At 44.1% G+C, this 20,431-nt stretch carries 8 protein-coding genes; all 8 read left to right on the forward strand.

Going from position 1 to position 20,431, the window contains the following annotated elements; translation table 11 throughout:
• Positions 1-909: CFI-box-CTERM domain-containing protein (locus tag HGJ98_RS06070; RefSeq protein WP_291350165.1), on the forward strand; the 909-nt coding region annotated here is incomplete at its 5' end.
• Positions 910-1,036: 127 nt separating this feature from the next.
• Complete coding sequence (locus HGJ98_RS06075) at positions 1,037-6,649, forward strand: YbhB/YbcL family Raf kinase inhibitor-like protein (protein WP_291350166.1); 5,613 nt, start codon at positions 1,037-1,039, stop codon at positions 6,647-6,649.
• 129 nt (positions 6,650-6,778) lie between these two features.
• Complete coding sequence (locus HGJ98_RS06080; RefSeq protein ID WP_291350167.1) at positions 6,779-8,560, forward strand: cell wall-binding repeat-containing protein; 1,782 nt, start codon at positions 6,779-6,781, stop codon at positions 8,558-8,560.
• An 82-nt stretch (positions 8,561-8,642) separates the two neighbouring features.
• The gene (locus HGJ98_RS06085; protein WP_291350168.1) at positions 8,643-11,987 is read left to right on the forward strand and encodes a PQQ-binding-like beta-propeller repeat protein; all 3,345 of its coding nucleotides are present in this window, start codon (positions 8,643-8,645) and stop codon (positions 11,985-11,987) included.
• Positions 11,988-12,417: 430 nt separating this feature from the next.
• Positions 12,418-16,467 (forward strand): cell wall-binding repeat-containing protein, encoded by a 4,050-nt coding sequence (locus HGJ98_RS06090; RefSeq protein ID WP_291350169.1) that lies wholly within the window; start codon positions 12,418-12,420, stop codon positions 16,465-16,467.
• A 200-nt stretch (positions 16,468-16,667) separates the two neighbouring features.
• A complete protein-coding gene (locus tag HGJ98_RS06095; RefSeq protein WP_291350170.1) occupies positions 16,668-18,806 on the forward strand; it encodes a cell wall-binding repeat-containing protein in 2,139 nt (712 codons plus the stop codon).
• A gap of 180 nt (positions 18,807-18,986) precedes the next feature.
• Positions 18,987-19,685: a Wzz/FepE/Etk N-terminal domain-containing protein gene (locus HGJ98_RS06100; protein ID WP_291350171.1), complete on the forward strand. Its 699-nt coding sequence runs from the start codon at positions 18,987-18,989 to the stop codon at positions 19,683-19,685.
• A 14-nt stretch (positions 19,686-19,699) separates the two neighbouring features.
• Entirely contained in the window at positions 19,700-20,401 is a 702-nt protein-coding gene (locus HGJ98_RS06105) for a CpsD/CapB family tyrosine-protein kinase (protein ID WP_291350172.1), read from the forward strand.
• The last annotated feature ends 30 nt before the right edge of the window (positions 20,402-20,431 follow it).

The following is a 20,431-nucleotide window of genomic DNA, read 5'->3' on the forward strand; positions in this document are numbered from 1 at the left end:
AAGGAAATAACCAACTTCACCTTTGCAGGATTAGACCCGGATGTAACAGCAACGATAGCTGGAACGAATATCACAGCGACGGTACCAGCAGGAACAAGTGTAACCGCTTTAGTACCGACAATAGCGGTATCAGCGAAAGCAACAGTTTCACCAGCATCAGGAGAAGCGCAAGACTTCACTAATCCATTAACCTACACAGTAACTGCTGAGAATGGAACGACCAAAGAGTATACTGTGACAGTAACCGTACAACCTGCAGTCCAAGGACCATCTCTCCTAAATGTTTCCCTGGATGCTACCGAAAAAATAGTTACCCTAGTTTTTGATAAATCGCTGATTAGTAACGTAACTGATCTTAAATCTGCAATTACTTTTGCAGAGGATGGCAGCAACTTTAACGCTTTGGGAGCAAACGATACGGTTGCTATAAGTAGCACAGATCCTAAGAAACTGAATGTAACCTTTAGTTCACCTCTCACAGGAACAGATAATAAACTACAAATTGCAGCAAATAGCCTAAAAGATAGCAATGGTAATGTACAGACGGAAGTCTTAACAACACCGGCGATTACAACAGGCCAAGTTGATGAATGCTTCATCGCAACAGCAGCCTTTGGTTCAAAGAACCAGTCGGACGTTGTTCTCCTTCGCCAATTCCGTGATCAATTCTTGCTCTCCAACCCATTAGGTAAGGCGTTCGTAGAAACTTACTACACCTATTCTCCTCCGATAGCGCAGACCATTGCAGGCAGCGTAATATTAAAGTTTGTAACTCGAGTCCTGCTTTTACCTTTAGTGGTCATCGTCTACATGTTATTCCACCCTGTTCTTTTAGTGGGTGTTCTATCGGCTATAACATTTATGTTCGTTCAACGCCGTAAAAGAAAAACAGGATTAAGTTCAAGATAAACCTAATCCGTAATCCGTTAATCCTTATCAATCCGAAGCAAACGCGCTACAGTGTTCTAAAATAGGAGCGCTGTAGCACGCTTTGTTATAAGCCGAAGAAATCTCAAATGATCGAGGGGGGGATAGAATGGTGAGGAAAATAAAAAAACTCATTTCCATAGTCATTGCAGTGGCAGTCATCATGTCGGGAACCTTACTTCTACCATCAAAAGGACTTGCTGAGACGGGAATCACAGTATCTGGAACAATATCACTACCTGAAAATTATACCGTTCCTACTGAGGGAATAGTAGGAAGGGTCAGAGTTTCTGGAGACCAGGACTACTATACTACATTTACTATACCTGTAACAGAGCGTTCTATCGACTACACGATTACTATACCTGGAGAAAGTTCAATATCAGAGTATCGTGTAAGGTACGTTTTAAACGAAAGTTATCCGGGTTTGGTGGGGAGCGGCTATTATTCTGTAACTAATGAGACGACAATAGAATTTGATAGTGCAGCCCTTTTTAATATAAATAATGGTAATCTATCTGGAATTAATTTCGACATATATCAAGGTAATACAATAACAGGAAAAATTGAACTGCCAGATGGTCAAAGAGCTCAAGCTGGGGGCATGGATGGAAACATTTGGGTCCACCCCGAGGGGATCAATGGCAATTATTCCTCGTACTTTGAAATTGTTGAAGATAGTAACTCATCGAATTACTCAATAACGGTACCTTTGGATATTTCAAGTGTCAAAGTTAGTTACCACTTATTTAATGATTCTATTGAATACTTTGAAGATGGATATTATTCATTGGCGGGAACGACGCTGAATGAGAGTATAGCGACGCCGGTGAATCCAAGTCTAAGTCAAAATTCTAGCATAGATCTCACAATATTGAAGCGAGTTCTTGTACCGGATGATCATGGCAACTCATTTGGTTCAGCGACAGAGATTAGCCTAGGAGTGAATATATCAGGTCAACTTGATCCTGCCGGTGATGCTGACTTTTTCAGGTTTACACCTGCTGTTGCAGGCAGGTATTGTTTCACTACAATATCTGATTATGATACTTATGGCTACCTCTTTGATTCCCAGGAAAGTCTGCTAACTGAAAACGATGATGGTGGACATAGTTCAAACTTTTTAATTGCACGGGATTTACTTGCAGGCCAAGACTACTACATTAGAGTCGAAATGTACGATTCATTAGAAACAGGAAATTATCAACTAAGTGTTACTGACTCCCCCCCTATGCCAGACGATCATGGCAATACGATTACTTCAGCAACACAGATTAGCTTAGGAACAAACGTGACCGGGCGAATTGACCCCGGAGGAGATATCGACGTATTTAAGTATACCCCTGACCATTCGGGCAATTACACTTTTACCACGTTATCTGATTCGGATACCTATGGTTGCTTACTTGACACCAATGGAGATCAGATCACATTCGATGATGATAGCGGCGATAGTAATAATTTTCTATTAACTGATTATTTACTTGCAGGCCAAGACTATTACATTATGGTCGAAATGTACAATTCAGAAGAAATGGGAGAGTACCAACTTAGTGTAACCGAAACAAATACAACCCCAGAACCAGTTAGTACAGTAACCCTAAACAAAACCGAATTAACACTAACAGTAGGGCGATCAGAAGAACTCATAGCCACTATTATGCCGACTAATGCGACAAACAAGAGCGTGACCTGGACGGTAACCAACGAGAGCGGAATCAATATTGTATCTGTGTCAAGGGACGGAGTGGTGACGGCCATTAATCCAGGAACAGCTGTGATCCTAGTTACCAGCGATTCCAATCCAGAAATCTATACACAATGCGTTGTTACTGTGAATTTGGAGGAATACAAGACTGCTCTTCTATCGGCAATAACACAAGTTCAAACTATCCATGATCAAGCGATCGAAGGAACGGACGTTGGTCAATACGCTATTGGCTCAAAGGCGATTTTACAAGTTGCAATAACACAAGCTCAAGCAGTTGCTAATAATGAACAGACAACAGCTGCTCAATTTACCGAAGCAATTTTAAACTTAGTAGATGCGGCTAAGATATTTGAAGCTGGAAGGGTTGGTTTCAGCGCCACCCCAATCGTAGAACTAGGGGTTAACCCTAACGATAGTAATAGTGCAGGATTGTTCATCGGACTAGCCGGGATCAAAGATTCAGCAAATAATCCTGTATCGAACAGCCTAATCTCAGGTTATGAAATCGAAGTAAATTTCGATCCCGACCAAGTATTCATCCCTTATGCACTAGATCAGTCAAACTCAGGGGAATTGTTCAGCCATAACGTTGAAACATCCAATGGTATTGGCAAAGTTCTAGTTTCTTGTGCCTCAGGAAGTGAGATTTCGTCCTTCGATCAACTGTTTTTTATCCCAATAGTCCTCAAAGGGTCTGCAAGAGACCTGACAAGTATCTCCGTGGTCTATAAAGATGTTCGGGACGACGATATCCATAGAATTCAAATCCCAACCGTAGGTAATCTTAGATTCCAGAAAGGGAAAATCTTTAACGAGGACCTAACCTATCCCGAGACTAGTATTGCGCCAAAGCCAGGAGTTGCGGATGCTATCGCCGGTCTACAATATCTGGCAAACCGCAGGAGTGTCGGTTTAGGCCCGAATTATGTTAATCCCGTCAACATGGCATCAATTATTGAGACACAAAATACGATAGCCAACCCGAGTGTCAAAGATATCATAGCCCTCTTACAGTACACCGTGAATTTACGGGACGATCAGTTTCAGCCGCTTAACGTAGTACCCGGTAAACTCGAATTTGGCTATCACCGAACAGTCGGTACTAACAACGGTATAAAACTAGAAATCTTTGACAGCGAACTGGAAAACGGTGACTTAGTCCAGCTACTGAGAGGAAGCGACAATACCGACCTTATTTCACCGGTAACCGTGGAAAAAACAGCCGCGGGAGTCCCTCTTGTTTTGGATAATATCACCTTTGACAGTGAACTATACCTTAGATTAAAAATCACAAGGGGTAACCTTGTGGGAGAACGACTGATCTTTGAAAGCATGAAAGTGAGCATGGCTGGTTTTAAAGTAGTAGATAACGAAGATGTGACAGACATCACTGTAAGCGGACTTCAAACAGGTGACCAAGTAAACCTTTATGCAGAAAACGAGACACAAATTGGAAGTCCACTAACCGTTGCGGCAGGTTCCTCGCTTGTTACCTTTAGTAATATCAACATCGCTAATAGTGGGTTAAGGGTAGAGATCATCCGCCCCAATCCAGTGAGCAGAACGCCAAAACTCTTCTTCCGTTGGGAAGACATGATCAACTTTGGCTTAAAGTCAGAACTATCTTCAAATGGGCTTATGTCTGTTACGGTTGAATACCTTGAAAGTGGCGATGTTGTTAATCTATTCGACATAGCAAGTGTCCCCGTACCCGGAAGAGTAGGATTGCCGGCGGTTGACGGTAAAGTCATTATAAATGATTTAAGCCTCACTGCGTACTATGTCGAAGTAATCCGTGGCGGCTTTCACTCTCGAAAGAAAATGACAAAGGTACCCATAGGTCGTGTGGAGTTTGGGGTCGGCATTCATGAGGGTACCCAGAGTGGTAAACAACTTCATCTATATGATTTGCAAATTGGTGACGAAGTTGAGGTTTTTAGAGGTAGCGATAATTTCTCTCTAATCAATCCTATAATCGTTGATGCCGCTAAACCGAGCCCATTTATCATTGACAACGTTAGTTTTGGCAATGAATTGTTCCTTAAAGTTCGTGTTATGCGCAATGGCTTAGTCGGCATGCGTGAAGTTTTTGAGAATCTGTCCATTGGTATGGGAACCTTGGAGTCGAACAACTCAACGAGTATCTATGTTGAAGGCCTGATTAGTGGAGATGAAGTTACCCTATTCAAGGCAAGCGGACCACAAATCGGAAGCACTCAGATAATCGCAGCTGGAAGCACGGAAACTGTCTTCAATAACGTGAGCCTGACAAATGAAGATGGGATCAAAGTTCAGATAAGGCGTCCAAACCCGGACAGCTTAACTCCAAGCATGTTTCAAAGTTGGGGAAAACTTATTAACTTTTACTGGCATGTAGAACAAACAGCAAACGGCCTTGAAACAATCATTGTCGGAGGACTGATCAGCGGGGACGTTGTCAATCTCTACGACATTAATGGTGTACCGATTGCCGGGAAGCAAGGTTTATCCTCAGATGCCAACAGCCAAGTCACTTTAAGGGATTTAGTTCCTCAGGTGTATCAGATAGAAGTCGTAAGAGGTACTGTCCACTCCAACTGGCAGAAAATTAAATCGCCGATTCCCAGCACGGTAGTAACCGAAACTCCAGCCATTACAGGTACTATCAGAGCAGGAGATACCAGTATCTCAGGTACAGCACCTGCAGAAGCAACCATCCGATTAAGCATTGACGGAGTAGCAGCCTTACCTGTAATTGCAGATCTTAACGGTAACTGGACAGTCTCCGGACTGACCCTTTCCCAAGGTAATGTCATATCCGTATCCGCCCAATCGGCAGGAAAAGCTATCAGCCCAGCCTATGTGGTAACCGTAAGCGGACCTGATGTGCAAGTATTGGATCCAGGAACCGTAACTGGAGAATTCGAACATTGGAAAATCAATACGACCGGTCTGGAGGCCTTAACGGATTATGAGCTCAGCCTCAGTGATAACTCGGTCATTGAAGTCACGACAGACGAAAACAAGAGCATCCAATTTACCGAGGCCCAAATGGAAACGTTAGCTTCGCTTGGAGCAGAGACCATCGAAATACGTAAGCCCGCTAATAGCCTGACACCAGCCAGTCCTTTTGTCACTCTTCTAACCGTTAGCAGCATCGGAGAAGCCCCCATAAACTTGGAAAGGGATCCTGGCAACGATGGTTACAATACGGGCGATGAGGTACTTCTAGGTGGAGATATCTCAGGTAAACCTTATGAAATCAAAGTAGGCTCCGACATATGGACGGGTGAGATTAATAATCAGCCCCATGTCTCCTTGACTGGTAGTGGGTATATAGCCAATTTAACGATCCCTTCAGCAGAAACGACGCTACTTATTCGTTTACAAGGTCTAGCTGACAAGGTCCCCAGTATGAGTTGGGCAGTGCCTTGTGACCTTGGCGGTGGCGGCGGCGGTTCAGGAGGAAGTGGCGGAGATGTAACACCTAATCCCTACCTAAATGTCACCTCAAGCTCGTTTGAGGAAGGAGGTGTTATACCTAATGTCCATATACTTTCAGGAGACGAGAACGACTACACCGTTCCTGGAGCGGAAAATCAGAGTATTCCACTGAATTGGGGAACCACGGCACAAGCAGGACATTCCTTCTTTATCATCATGACGGATATTTATGCTAATAACTGGAATCACTGGGTCGTGAAAAATATCCCCAATACGATCACCTCGCTTAATGCGGGTGCATCTGAGACAAGTGATCAACCAGGCACAGGCAGCATGCCCTCAGGTAGCGAAGAACTGCTGACCACTTGGGGTCAAGATGCTAGATTCACTAACGGATACTATGGGCCAAAACCTCCTTCCGGTAGTGGAACCCACCACTATGTAATCGAAGTCTTTGAATTAGATACCCCATATATTGACACCACGGACGAAACTATTTATGGCTATACTTACAACCAATTAAGAGAGAAGATTAATGGCCATATAGTCAGGTCTGGTAAACTTTCTGGAACGTATACAGCACCTTAACTCTATGAATCTTGTAATCCTAACAAATAACAGCGTAAGCCCTAGTCTCTCTCATGAGATCAGGGCTTATGATTTATAACCCTAGATTTAGATACGTACACTGATAATACTGAGAGAGGGGTTATCAAGATGGTTCATCTAACGTCAAAAGTCTTACCTCGTTTTTATGCACTCCTGCTCGTTATACTCATGTTTACGAGTTCCTTACTGATCAATAATCCACAGAGTAGTTTCGCAGCAGGATCCCAACCTTCAGTTAAAATCGAATCTTGCCAAATCGCGCCAGGTGAAACGGTTGTTGTCGCTATTAAGGGTCAAAACATACCAAGCCCTGGCATTGCAGGCTATCAAATCAGCATTCAATACGATCCTCTCAAACTCGAAGTGAGTTTAGAAAAAACGTCTGCAGATTCCTTTAAAATGCTGTTTCCTAATACGACTATATCGGGCAACATCGGACTTTCCGCTGTTCAAACCACCGGTGTCGACGGAGACATAACCTTGGCGTCCTTACGAGTAAAGGCTAGAGATATAGCTTCAGGCAGCAGTGAGTTAAAGCTTACCGTTAAAGACGTCGTGTTAGAAGATTTAAAGAGTCTGGATGTACAAGTTGCCAATGGTCAAGTCGACATCTCATCAGGATCCAGTCAAAATCCCCAACCAATGAGTCCTTTATCCATCAACATTGTGAATTTACCCCCGGCAACGATTAATCAAGCCTATAGTACTACCCTGAGGGCAAGGAATGGAGTTCCACCCTACACATGGTCAGCAGTAGGATTGCCCAAGGGATTAACGATCAATTCCCAAACTGGAACGATTTCAGGGACTCCCGCTTCGAACGCAACCACTAGCATTGTTCAAATCACCGTTAGGGATAGTCAATCTCCCGCTCAAACCGTCCCTATAGAATTCCCCCTTGAAGTTGAAGAATTAAACTCAGGAGGCAACTCCCGTCAAGGCCAACCGGCTGCACCACAACCGGAACAACCCATACCTACCCCCCAGGTGGTTGAAACTCATCGAGTGTCTGGAACGACCGCTACCCAGACAGCCGTCCAAATCGCCGAACAAACTGGGTGGACAGGACAAGCCATTCTCGCCTCCTCAACCTCCTATGGCATGGTCGATGCCCTGACCGCTGGACCTTTAGCGTTCTACTTGAAAGCACCTATTTTGTTGACCGAGGCCGGAAACACACTAAACCCAGATACTAAAGCAGAACTCATCAAGCTCAAGGTCAGGACCGTCTACGTGACCAGTGGAACGGGTGTTATCAGTCAGGCGATCTTAAATGAGCTTAAGGGGATGGGCATTAGCGTTGAGTCCCTTGGCGGGGTGGATCGATTTGCTACCTCGGCCAATATTGCTCAGAAGATGGTCGACCTGGGAGCTCAAGTGGACAAGGTAGCCATCGCTTATGGTTGGAAAAACCAAGATGCCCTTTCCATTGCCTCCATTGCTTCTGCCCAAACTCAGCCCATTCTCTTAACCGAAAAAGAAATAATCCCTAATAGTGTAAAAACGTTCCTGATCACAAACAACATTAAAGCTACAGATGTTATTGGTGGAACTGGTGTAATAAGTAATGGGCTAATAACTCAGCTACCAAGTGCAACACGTCATGCTGGTAACACAGCCTATGACACGAACACCCAAGTTCTCAAAGATTTCGACGCATCCATTAGGTATGATCATGTTTACCTAGCTAATGGTGAGACAGGGATTGATGCTCTTGCAGGCGCACCACTTGCTGCTCAATCCAAGGCGGCTATTATTCTCACAAACCAAGTCGTTCCGGAGGCCGCAACCTTTGTGAAAAGTAAGCTCACCTCTACCAGTGTTGTGACAGCTCTCGGTGGTAAAGCTGCTGTTCCTGAAACCGTTCTAACGCGGGTTTCATCAAAATAATCAATGACTACTCAGCCCAACCTATACTGAAGTTGGGTTGAGTAGTGTAGTAAAGGATTCTTTAGGGGAAGGAGATTCGAGAATGGGCATAAGAAAAAAGCTCTTAAGCAAAGTTCTAAAGCAAAAAATTCTGGCGCTTAGCTTAGTCGGTCTAATGCTTTTCGTCGGGGTAATCCCAATATCTCCGAATATTGCCAAGGCTGAATTAACGCAATTTGAGCAAGGCCTAGGATATCAGCAAGGTCAATATGATCGTTTCGCAGAGCAGCCCACTGTCTTCAACTGGACGAGACAATCCCGTTTTAAAGGTCCCGGGCCCAGTTCAGCACAAATTCAATGGCGATTCGATATTAACTCTGTGGGATACTACGGAATACCACTTTCTCCTGTAATAGGTTCTGATGGCACAATTTTTATTGGAAGAGATAAACTCTACGCCATAAATCAGGATGGAACTGAGAAATGGAATTGCGCCGCAGTAGTAAACGTGAATTCCAATCCTACAGTAGGTACGGATGGAACGATTTATGACGGAGCAGATAAACTTTATGCCATCGACAAAAGCGGCTATAAGAAATGGGACTTTGCAGCAGTGGTTGCACTAGGAACCAGTCCAGCTATTGCCTCCGATGGAACGGTTTACATTAGTGCCGCTGACTCCTCCCTCTATGCTATTAACTCAGATGGGAGCCTTAAATGGAGGTTCCCCACTGAAGGTTTTATAGAATCTTCTCCAGCTGTTGCTTTAGACGGTACTATTTATATCGGATGTGGTGATAAAAAAATCTACGCCGTCAATTCGGATGGAACCATTAAGTGGCAGTTTACAACAGGGGGGATAGTCTCTTCATCACCTGTTATCGGGGCAGATGGAACAATTTATATTGGCTCTGACGATAAGAACTTATACGCGCTTAATCCCGATGGGACAAAAAAATGGGATTTCCCCACGGGAGGTACTATCCGGTCCTCGGCAGCCATTTCTTCCGATGAGACAATTTTCTTTGGATCCAATGACGGCAACTTCTATGCCGTTAAACCAGACGGAAGTGAGCGCTGGGAATATCAGAGTGGTCATTATAAATTTCTATCCGCGCCAGTCATAGGCTCAGATGGCACAGTGTATGTGGGTTCGAATAACTCGGAACTTATAGCTTTTAATCCTATTGGGGGGTTAAAATGGGCTAGCTGGATAGGTGGAGATTCGGGTTCACCTGCCCTTGGTTCAGATGGAAAAATCTATATTGCGACTAAAGATTTGCTTTATGCACTAGGTAATGAGAAACCATACACCCCTCATGGTTTACGGGCTTCGGGAATAAGTACCACTGAGATAAGTCTCGCTTGGCAATCTCAATCAAGAGCAACATCATATAATATTTACCGAGCGAAAAGCTCTAACGGTATCTATTCAAAGATTGGTACCAGTACTAACCCTAGCTATACGGATAAGGATCTAGTGTTTACAACAACTTATTGGTACAAAGTTAGTGCGGAAAATAGCAATGGTGAAAGCCCATTATCGTCGGAGGTTAGTGCGAAGGCCTTAGATCCTAATACCCCGACAGGACTTAAGGTAGAGTTGACAAATCCTCAAGAAACTTATCTAAGTTGGAACTCCGTACCTGGTGCAGAATCTTATAATATCTACCGCACACAAAATTGGTATGGAAATCAAAACTACACACTAATTGGTGCTTCTACAGAACCAGAGTATCTAGATACAGGATTGTCTACTTATAGTAGTTATTTTTACAAGGTATCTGCCGTTACCCAAACTGGTCCAAGTGAGCCTTCCTCAGCAGTAGAAATATATATCCAGAATATCCCCGAAATATCAATCCAGTCGGTCAGTCTAAGTCCGAGTACAGCCTCTATAGGCCAGATTGTGGAAATAAACCTTGAGGCTCAAGAGGAGGGTCACCCAATTCAGGCGGCGGATGTAAGGTTAGCAATCAATGCTGAATCGACAGGAATTGCCCACTGTTTGTACGATCCTGCCAGTAACTCATTAGTAGGACAATACGTTGTCAGTAAAAGTGATTTAAAGGACTATCCCAGCGCCCTGTTATCAGTTGCTAGTATTAATGTGCAAAGCTCTCAGCCCGGATATTCTAAATCGTTATCTGCACCTAAGGATTTCACGTCCCCACAAATAACCATCAATGATTCTGAAATTAACATTACTCTATTAAGCGATAAAACCACCTTAGTACCTAACAGCTCACCGGCGACACTCACAGCAGTCGTAACTGATCAAATGGGTGATCCCATTCCCAATGCCGGGGTTACATTCTATTATTACTTTATGGAAAATGAAGACGCCTGGTATGATCTACCACTTGTTCAAACAGATGGGAATGGAGTAGCAACTGCACAATTTACCTCTTCATCATCTTCAGGTACAGTATGCTTGATTGCCGAAGTAGGTGGAGTAGCTAGTGCAGATACACTCAAATTACTGCAAATACAATGCGAGCAGGCACTAACTATTATTACGCCAATACTCCCGGGTGCTTTTCAAGGAGTGGAGTATCAAGGGATACTTCAGGCCACAGGCGGAATTGCTCCTTACGAATGGAGCGCGGAGGGACTCCCGGAAGGATTGAATCTTGATCCCAGCACAGGAGTGATTACGGGAACCCCCAATACTACGGGAACAACAACCCTTGAGATAACTGTCACCTCCGCCACAGGTACTAAAGCACAAACAGAACTCCTATTTACTTGTTGGGCAAAGAGTTCTAATGAGTACTCGGCTCTTTCTTTAGTTCAGTTAGGGGAAAATCCTACTAATAATGATGCTGGATTGTACATTGGGCTAACGGCAATCCAAGATACTCAGGGCAATGTATGTCCTGACAGAACCATAGCAGGTTATAAGATAGAAGTAGATTATGACCCCGAAAACGTTCGAATTTTAGACGTTGTTGATGTGGCTCAGCTTGGTCAATTTACTAAGAACCTCAACGAGCCGGGCAAGATTATTGTCACAGACGCTGGATCTGTAAATACGGATTCGGTGGATAAGCTTATATTTATTTCTCTTGCCTTGACAGGATCAACCAAGTCCCCTACCAACATAAAAGTACGTTTTCTAGACCTTGGGGATCAGGACTTAAATAGGATCAAACCTCCAATAGCAACGATTTTGCCTTTTCAAAGAGGCAAAATAATCAGCCCCTTGGACGGATCTGGACCAAATATTGTTGATACAGTTGCAGGATTACAGTACTTAGCTGGGTTACGCGAGTCAGGTCTGAGTGAAGGGGATGTTAACACTATTAACATGGCTTCAATTCTACCACCAGGACTCGGCGAGAACTTTGTTCAAACCAATATCAAAGACATTGTAGCCTTATTGCAGTATTTAGCAGATTTAAGAAATGACACTTTTGATTCGATTTACACCCTGCCTAACGAATGAGTAGCAAAGTTTAGATAAATGAGAGAATATTTTGCATTGAAACAAGCAGGAATACCTGCTTTTCATGGAGAATCATAAAAAGCAGGTATAGCGTTTAGACAAATATGCTAGATTGAGGAGATTCGTGTAATTTTTCGTTAATAGACATTACTCATCAAAATCCTAGGAATTTCAATCTAATAATTTTATACGGGCGGTTTTGCCTTTTTTAAGGGGGTGAAGGGCGAATTTCGTCCAAAAAAAGCAGGATAAACGTATTTATGGGACTAATGTCCCATTGAAAGCTTTCCATAGGCTGTATAAAGTTATTGATAACATTGTTTATAATTTAGGAGGTGAGGGACGAAACAAAACGTCCTTAGCATAAAAAGCGTCGATTTAGTTATTTGAAGGATACGATCCGACAAAGGTGAGAGGAGAAATTCACTATATGAAAAGAACTAAAAAAGTTATAGCCTCACTAGCTATAGCGGGTATGGCCCTTTCGATGATTCCCTTTAATGTGCTCGCACAGGACGCAGCGTCGGTAGCAGCACCTGCTCGTTTAGGTGGATACACCGCCGCGCAAACAGCCGTGCAAATTGCTGAACAAACAGGTTGGACTGGTACAGCCATTCTATCCTCATCGACCTCCTATGGTATGGTCGATGCCCTGACAGCTGGCCCACTTGCTACGTACCTAAAAGCGCCTATTCTTCTACAGGAAGCTGGAAACGTCCTTAATCCAGACACCAAAGCAGAACTTATTAAACTCAATGTCGATACCGTTTATGTAACCAGTGGAACGGCAGTTATCAGCCAAGCGGTTCTCGATCAGTTAACCGGCATGGGAATTAAGGTTGTCTCCTTAGGTGGAAAAGACCGTTTTGAAACCTCGGTCAACATTGCCAAGCAAATGATGGCTCTTGGAGCTAATATTAGCAAAATTGCTGTTGCTTATGGTTGGCTTAATCAAGATGCACTCTCCATTGCATCTATAGCTTCTGCTCAGACTCAGCCGATTCTCTTAACGGACAAAGATAACATTCCTGCTAGTGTAAGAGAGTTTTTGAACGAAAATCCCAGCATTGTCGCAGCCGATGTCATTGGCGGCATAGGTGTCGTTAGTGAAAGTGTTAAGAATCAGCTTCCCAACGCAACCCGCCACTTCGGGTATACGGCTTATGATACGAACCTTGCCGTACTTAAAGCCTATGATGGCGTGCTTAAGTTTGATCGTCTTTTCATAGCTAATGGTGAAACAGCCATTGATGCTTTAGCCGGAGCTCCTCTAGCTGCTTTGTTCAATGCGGGTATCGTCCTCACGAAAGGAACGGCTAACGAAGCCACGGCCTATGCAAAAAGTAAACTTTCCTCGACAAGCATCGTTACTGCTTTAGGTGGTACGGCCGTTGTTCCTGAAGGTGTAATAGATAAAGTAACTCCTCCTGAGCCTGAAACTCCCGTTGAGCCCGAAGAACCTGCCACCCCAGGTGGCGGCGGTGGCGGCGGTGGTGGGGGTAACGTCGGTGGCGTCATTATCGTCAACAAAGCACCCCTCATCACAGCCATAACAGATGCCACAACCTTAATCGGGAGTAAAACAGTCGGTACAGGTCATGGAAACGTTACCCTAGCAGCTAAAAATGCGTTCCAAGCTGCAATTGATGCTGCTAATGCGGTTAAAAATAATGCCGGCGCCACCCAAGCCCAAGTAGTTGCTCAAGTAGACGCCTTAGCTGCTGCGACGAACGTCTTTAACGCAGCTGTCCTCGTCGAAGTTATTATCGACAGTCAGGTAAAGGCTGATGCTATCTCAGCAGCCGATGGCCAGCCATTACATGTGATAACCTCACCGATCAAAGTAACAGCTGATGGTGTCATAATCAAAAACGCTAAGTCTGAATTTGATATTAGTTTGGATCCGGGAGCAATGGGTACCGTCACGTTGCGCAATGTCCAAGCGAATAACATTATCGTACTTTCCGGAGGAAAGAATTCGATCTATTTAGAAAACGTAATAGCAGCACTCTTAAAGAATCTTAGCAAAAACGAAGACGATGATGCAGATCCGAATATTACACATATTAAGGCGTCCGGAGGATCTATCACTCGTACAGAGTCTTATGCATCAGCTAGCTTCGAAACAAGTGATGGTTCACTTGGTACTATTACAATCGAATTCTCAGACCAATCTCCCGATGGTGAACCGAAAGTGGTACTTAAAGGTACCTTTGCTGAAACCATTGAAGTCGGGGGAGGGGTAGAACTAACCGCGGCTGAGGGAGCTGTTATTCCGGAAGTATTAGTAGCTACTAAACAACCTGGAAAAACGGTTACCTTAAAAGGTGCTATGCAAAACGTCGTTGTCAATGGTTCAGATAATACTACGATAGCTACGACAACTGGCTCAAGAATTTCTAACCTTGTAGCCAACACAGGGGCAAATATTGTTGCTCCATTGGGTGCTGAGGTTAGCCAATTGGTTGTCGCCACAAATCTATCAGGACAAACGGTTGCCTTGCAAGGGGCTGGAACCTTTGGAACCGTCGACGTGAGCAGCCAAGAAGCCGTATCGGTAACCCTTGGAGATGCAACGACTGTAAACAATGTTGTGACAAACTCACTAGCGGATATCTTCGTCCCAGCAGGTGCTGCAATAACAAACGCGATTATTGATGCAGGAGCTACCGGATCAAGCGCTCTTGGAGGAGGAACCGTAGCAGGTAATGTAACTGCCCCGGTTGATAAAACTGCCCTAACGACTGCGATTAGTGATGCTGAAACGTTAATAACTAGTAAAGAAGTTGGTACTGAAGCTGGTCAGGTATCTCAAGCTACTCGGAATGCTTTCCAAGCAGCCATCGATGCAGCTACGCTAGTTAAGGATAATGCGACTGCGACTAAGACCCAAGTTGAGACTCAAGTTGCAGCCTTGGCAACGGCGACTGCGGTCTTCAATAATCGGGTCATCGTCGAAGTTGGAGTAGTTGTCAATAAGACGTCTTTAGACACGTCCCTTGATAGTGCCGATTCCCTACTAGGAAGCATAACCGTTGGAACGGCAAAAGGAAATGTGTCACAGACTGCATACAATGCCTTTAAAGCAGTGATTGATTCGGCAAAAGCAGTTTATAATGATGCTAACGCACTTCAAGCGGAAGTAGATTATCAAGTACAGGCTCTAGCGAATGCAACCACGGCGTTTAATAATGCTGTCATCACCACGGACCCAGTAAACAAAGCCACGTTAACAACTGAAATAAATAAAGCAACAGCCTTACTCGGAAAGACTTATGTCGATGATGTATCTCTAGAAGCCCGCACTGCGTTCCAAGCTGTGATCAATGCAGCCAAAGCCGTTAATTATAACTTACTAGCTAAACAGGACCAAGTTGATGCTCAAGTTGCGGCCTTAACGAATGGTTCAGCTGCATTCAGACTTGCCATTAAGCCCCTAATTAATGATGTATCGTCCATTTCAGGTGCGATTCTTGACAAGATAAACAATACCTTAACCTTATCCTTTAGCCAAGTGAAGCGATCCTCCGGAATAGGAGTGACTAAAGACAGTAAACTATCCCTTACCATTGGTGCATCCGAAACAATTGGATACTTTAACCTTAAAGCCGGCGAACCAAATACCTTATTAAATGCTCCCCTGCCGACGAATCAAGATCTTAATTTGACCCAAACCAATATGACCGCGATTTTCAATGCCATAAAGAATTTAGAGCCTTCTGATAAGCAAGCTCTTCTCAACACCGTGGATTTTGCGAAGGTCTTAGAGCTTGTTCAAGGCGCTGATCAAGCTACCCAAGATCTTGTCTTTGCACAAATTGGTTTTGAGGACTTTTATGCAGCCATCAGGAACGCGGATCCAACTCTAAAAGTGAAAATCTTAGATAATATGACTCAAGTTCTTGATCTGGCATTAACGGACACCAATGCTTCTGAATTTAAAATGTCCGTCATAGTAGCCCTGTTCCCTCTGTTAGATGAAGTTAACCCAGCCTTAACCGCTGACCAAAAAGAGGCTTTACTGAATTTCATAGGAAACACAGATGTCACAACCTTATTTGAGAGTGTTAATTTAAGCCTTGCACAAAAAGAATCTATCTTGGATCTGATGAATTATACAGCTCTCTTTGAAGCAGTTATGAGTGACCTGAGTCCTACGACGAGAGCAGCAATGTTTAAAGCGGTCAACTTCACGGATCTCTTTACCGCCATGAAGTCGGCTGATGATATCCAAAAAGCTGCGATTACAGATAATCTGGTCAACGTCATGAATACCATTGAAGCGTCTAACATTTCACGTGCTGAAATGCTCGATGCCTTAGTCTATGGAGCAACCAAGCGAGATGCCATCTTCCAAGTCCTTGTAAACTTATGTGGATCAACTAGCACCGGCGCAGTAGTAGACCACGTCATGGTCACTGTTAACTTAACCGATGCAGCAGGCAATACCAAAACCTATAATGTCATTATTAACAAGTAAGAGTTAAGTATCGAAATGGGGCCAGCTTTAAGAGGCTGGCCCCAATATTTGTCCCAGGCCTCCCATCAAACCTTAAAAGGTTGGTACGCACTTTACTGCAGGAAAAAAGCGTAGTTTGGCGAATAATAACTGTTAATAACTAATATGCCATAAACTACTATCATAGACACTTAGTTGAAACAAAACGAGGAGGAAGTATCATGCGCCAAAAAACAAAACAAAGGCTGCTAAGCGGTTGTTTAGCAGGACTTGTTGCATTGTCTTCAACCCTAACACCTATTGCAGCGGACGCTGCCACGCCCCCTGCCTCCAATACCTACACTCGCATCGGTGGAGTGGATCAGTACGCAACAGCAGCCCTCATGGCCCAAAAGGGTTGGCCCGGCACTACGGATAATGTCGTACTTTCAGCTGGAATGAACTATTCACTGGTGGATGCCTTGGCTGCAGGACCACTTGCGGCAAAATTAAACGCACCGATCCTCCTAACGGATGGGGGGAACAGCCTCAATCCAGCCGCGAAGGCCGAACTACAACGCCTTCAGCCCAAAACAGTTTATATAACGAGCGGGACGGCGGTCATTAAACCTCAAGCTATTGAGGAACTCAAGACCTTAGGTATTACCCCGGTTCAACTGGGTGGTTATGATCAGTATGAGACCTCAGTTAACATTGCCAAAGAACTGGCTCGTCAGGGTGCTGGGTTTTCCCGAGTCGTCCTGGCTGCAGGTTGGTTAAGCCCCGCTGATGCCCTGTCTGTGGCTCCCATTGCTGCTGCTCAGGAAATGCCCATTCTAACCACAACCCAGGGTCAACTCCCGACTTCAGTAAAAGCCTATCTGGACAGCATCAAGGCCCAAGTCAAAGAATCCTATGTCGTTGGTGGCTCAGCCGTCGTATCTGATAGAGTTAAAGGGGATTTGCCAGGTAACGTCAGTCGATTCTCAGGGCAGACTAAATATGACACCAACATCCAAATCCTTAGGAACTTTACTAAAGACTATAAAAATAACCAGGTGTACGTCGCTAATGGAGAAACCTTAGTCGACGCTTTGGCTGGGGTGCCTTTGGCAGCTTCAGCCCAAGCGCCTTTATTACTTGTTAACCGGCAATTAGAAAATGCCACAAAAACCTTTGTCAAGTTGAACCTATCAACGGCAAAAATGATAGCTTTAGGTGGAGAAGCGGTAGTTCCTTCTGCAGGAATGAACACAATAACCTCTAATATCCCTTATTCAGTGAATAACACTAAAGCGGGTGCCGCAGACGCTGCAAAGCCTATTAAGTTGACGGATAGTGTCCAAATATCCGGTGACAACATAACCCTAGAAAACGCTAACCTGGATTATAGTGTTTATGTCAATGGGGATAATGTCACACTTAGTAACCTAAAGGTCTTAGGAACTGTGTTTTTAGACCCCGGTGACAATGGATCGGCAACCTTAAACGATGTAAGCGCTAGTAAGATCGTCATACTTTCCGGAGCAAAGGACAGTATCCACCTAAAAAATACATCCGCTGAAGTCCTCACGGTGGATAGTAATAGTGAAACCCGAATTGAGTCAAATGGTACTACAGCAATCGGCAACACTGTGGCACGTTCCTTTGCAGTGCTTGACGTCAAAAGCGGTTCCCTTGGTGAAGTAACCATATTAAGCACGCCTGGGCAGAGCCCTATTGTCGAGTTGAGAGGGGCCTTTACTCAGCCTGTAGTGCTCCATAATCAAGCACAGGTTCATCTTACTGCATCCGCTGTCATAAAAGATCTTTTAACTCTGGGTAAAGCATCTTTGATCGTTGATCTAGGAGCAAACGTCTCTAGTTTTGATAAACGAGGAAATACTGTGACGATTACCGGAAGTGGAGCAAAGGCATTTCAGCCACCTACTCCGCCTGCCACGCCTACCCCGCCAACTACGCCGACTGATCCGACCACTCCGACGGCCCCAACGACTCCAGCCTCAGTAAAGGTTAGCAATCTCCGGGTGATCACAAATCCAGCAAATTCCTTGGGAACATTTGATAATGGCGAGGAAATTGATCTCTCTGACCTCGACGATAGTGATAAGGTGATTGGCTTTGCCGTCACAGCCGACCAAGATTGTACACTACAGTTTAAAGTATTTTCTGATGTCCAGAACATCTCCTTAAGAGCAGAGCAAGAAAGAATCGTAACAGTGGGAGATTTAATTCTGGGTACATCCGTTCCTGGTGGCATAAACCTGGAGACTTTCAGGGCGCTTTATCAAAATACCAAAACTAAAACTCTACAAGGGAAACTTTTAATCGAGGGTAATGTCGTCGGGACTCTAACGGTAAAATTGAGATTTTTAGATTAGGATTATCCCGTTACCTTATTTAATTGATAAAATTATGAGGCCGTATAGAGAATACGGCCTTTTATCTGCAATTAGCGCCTGACCAAAAACATTTAGTTCTAGAGGTGAAGGAAAAACACAAATTAAGGCGAATATTAATATGTCGAATATGTTTTTAATGGACGTAATTGGGAGGTCAAAATGGAAGAAGAAATCGATTTACGGCAATATTGGGAGATGCTTCGCAAACGTTGGATTATCGTCGTGGCCTTACCGCTTATTGCCGCTCTCACCAGCGGAATTATCAGTTTTTATGTAATCAAACCAGTTTATCAAGCATCCACGACGCTGATCGTCGGAAAGAAGGCTGGAGAGGCAGGACAATCCGCAGTTCAAATGTTAGATAATAGTGTCCTTCAAGCCAACTTGCAGCTTGCTAAGACTTATGCAGCCATAGCCCAGAGTCGAACCGTCGAACAAAATGTGATTGATAACTTAGATTTAGAACTAACCGTGGCAGAACTTGACAGTTTGATCTCCATCAACCCGGTGAAGACCACTGAAATCCTTGAGATTACGGTTATGAATACTGACCCTGACCTGTCAGCCATTATTGCCAACTCAATGGCTAATGAGTTTTCGAAAGCCGTCATTGATATTAAAAAAGTAGATAGTGTTAGCATTGTCGATACTGCGGTGACCCCAACACACCCCGTTAAACCCAATAAAACACTTAACATACTAATTGCCTTTGTAGTGGGTTTAATGGCTTCCGTTGGACTGGTCTTCCTCTTAGAATATCTGGACAACACCGTAAAAACCTCCGATGATGTAGAGAAACTTTTAGGAATTCCGGTACTTGGGGTTATACCAAACTATGATACAGGAAAACAAGGGTAAGGGGACGATTCCATTTGGCACTTTCATTAATTACGTTTGAACAAATAAAATCACCTATTTCAGAAGCCTACCGAACACTTCGAACTAATGTCCAGTTTACAGGCGTCGATTCCAAAACCAAAAAGATTATGGTAACAAGTTCAGGTCCCCGGGAAGGGAAATCAACCACTATCGCCAACTTGGCAGTGAGTATAGCTCAATCCGGGAAAACTGTCCTGGTTATTGATGCAGACATGCGCAATCCTACCCAGCACAAACTCTTTGGTTTAAGCAATTCAGAAGGCTTATCCATGTGTCTGGTTCAGGATCAAGGTTGTCAGCCCTACATCAATGATACCGCTGTACCTAATGTTAGTGTACTTACAGGAGGACCCATTCCGCCGAATCCGGCAGAACTGGTAGGATCTAAGCGAATGAAAAACTTGATTCAGGAAGTCAGTGAGCAATTTGACGTGGTCCTCATCGATACTCCCCCCATTATTGCCGTGACAGACGCTGCTATTATAGCTCAAGAAGTGGATGGAGTTATCTTAGTCCTGGCTTCTGGTGAGGTTAACAAAGAGTTCGCCCAACGAGCTAAAGAGCAGTTGGATAAAGTAGGGGCTAAGATCTTGGGGGCAGTTCTTAACAAAGCGGATATGAGAACAAGTGATTACTATTATTACTACTACTATCACGGATCTGACGATTCTAGTAAGAAGCCCAAAAGAAAATAGAAAACGCTGAAATGATGAGGAGCAGCTCTT

Source organism: Desulfosporosinus sp. (assembly GCF_014237355.1).
Taxonomy (GTDB): domain Bacteria; phylum Bacillota; class Desulfitobacteriia; order Desulfitobacteriales; family Desulfitobacteriaceae; genus Desulfosporosinus.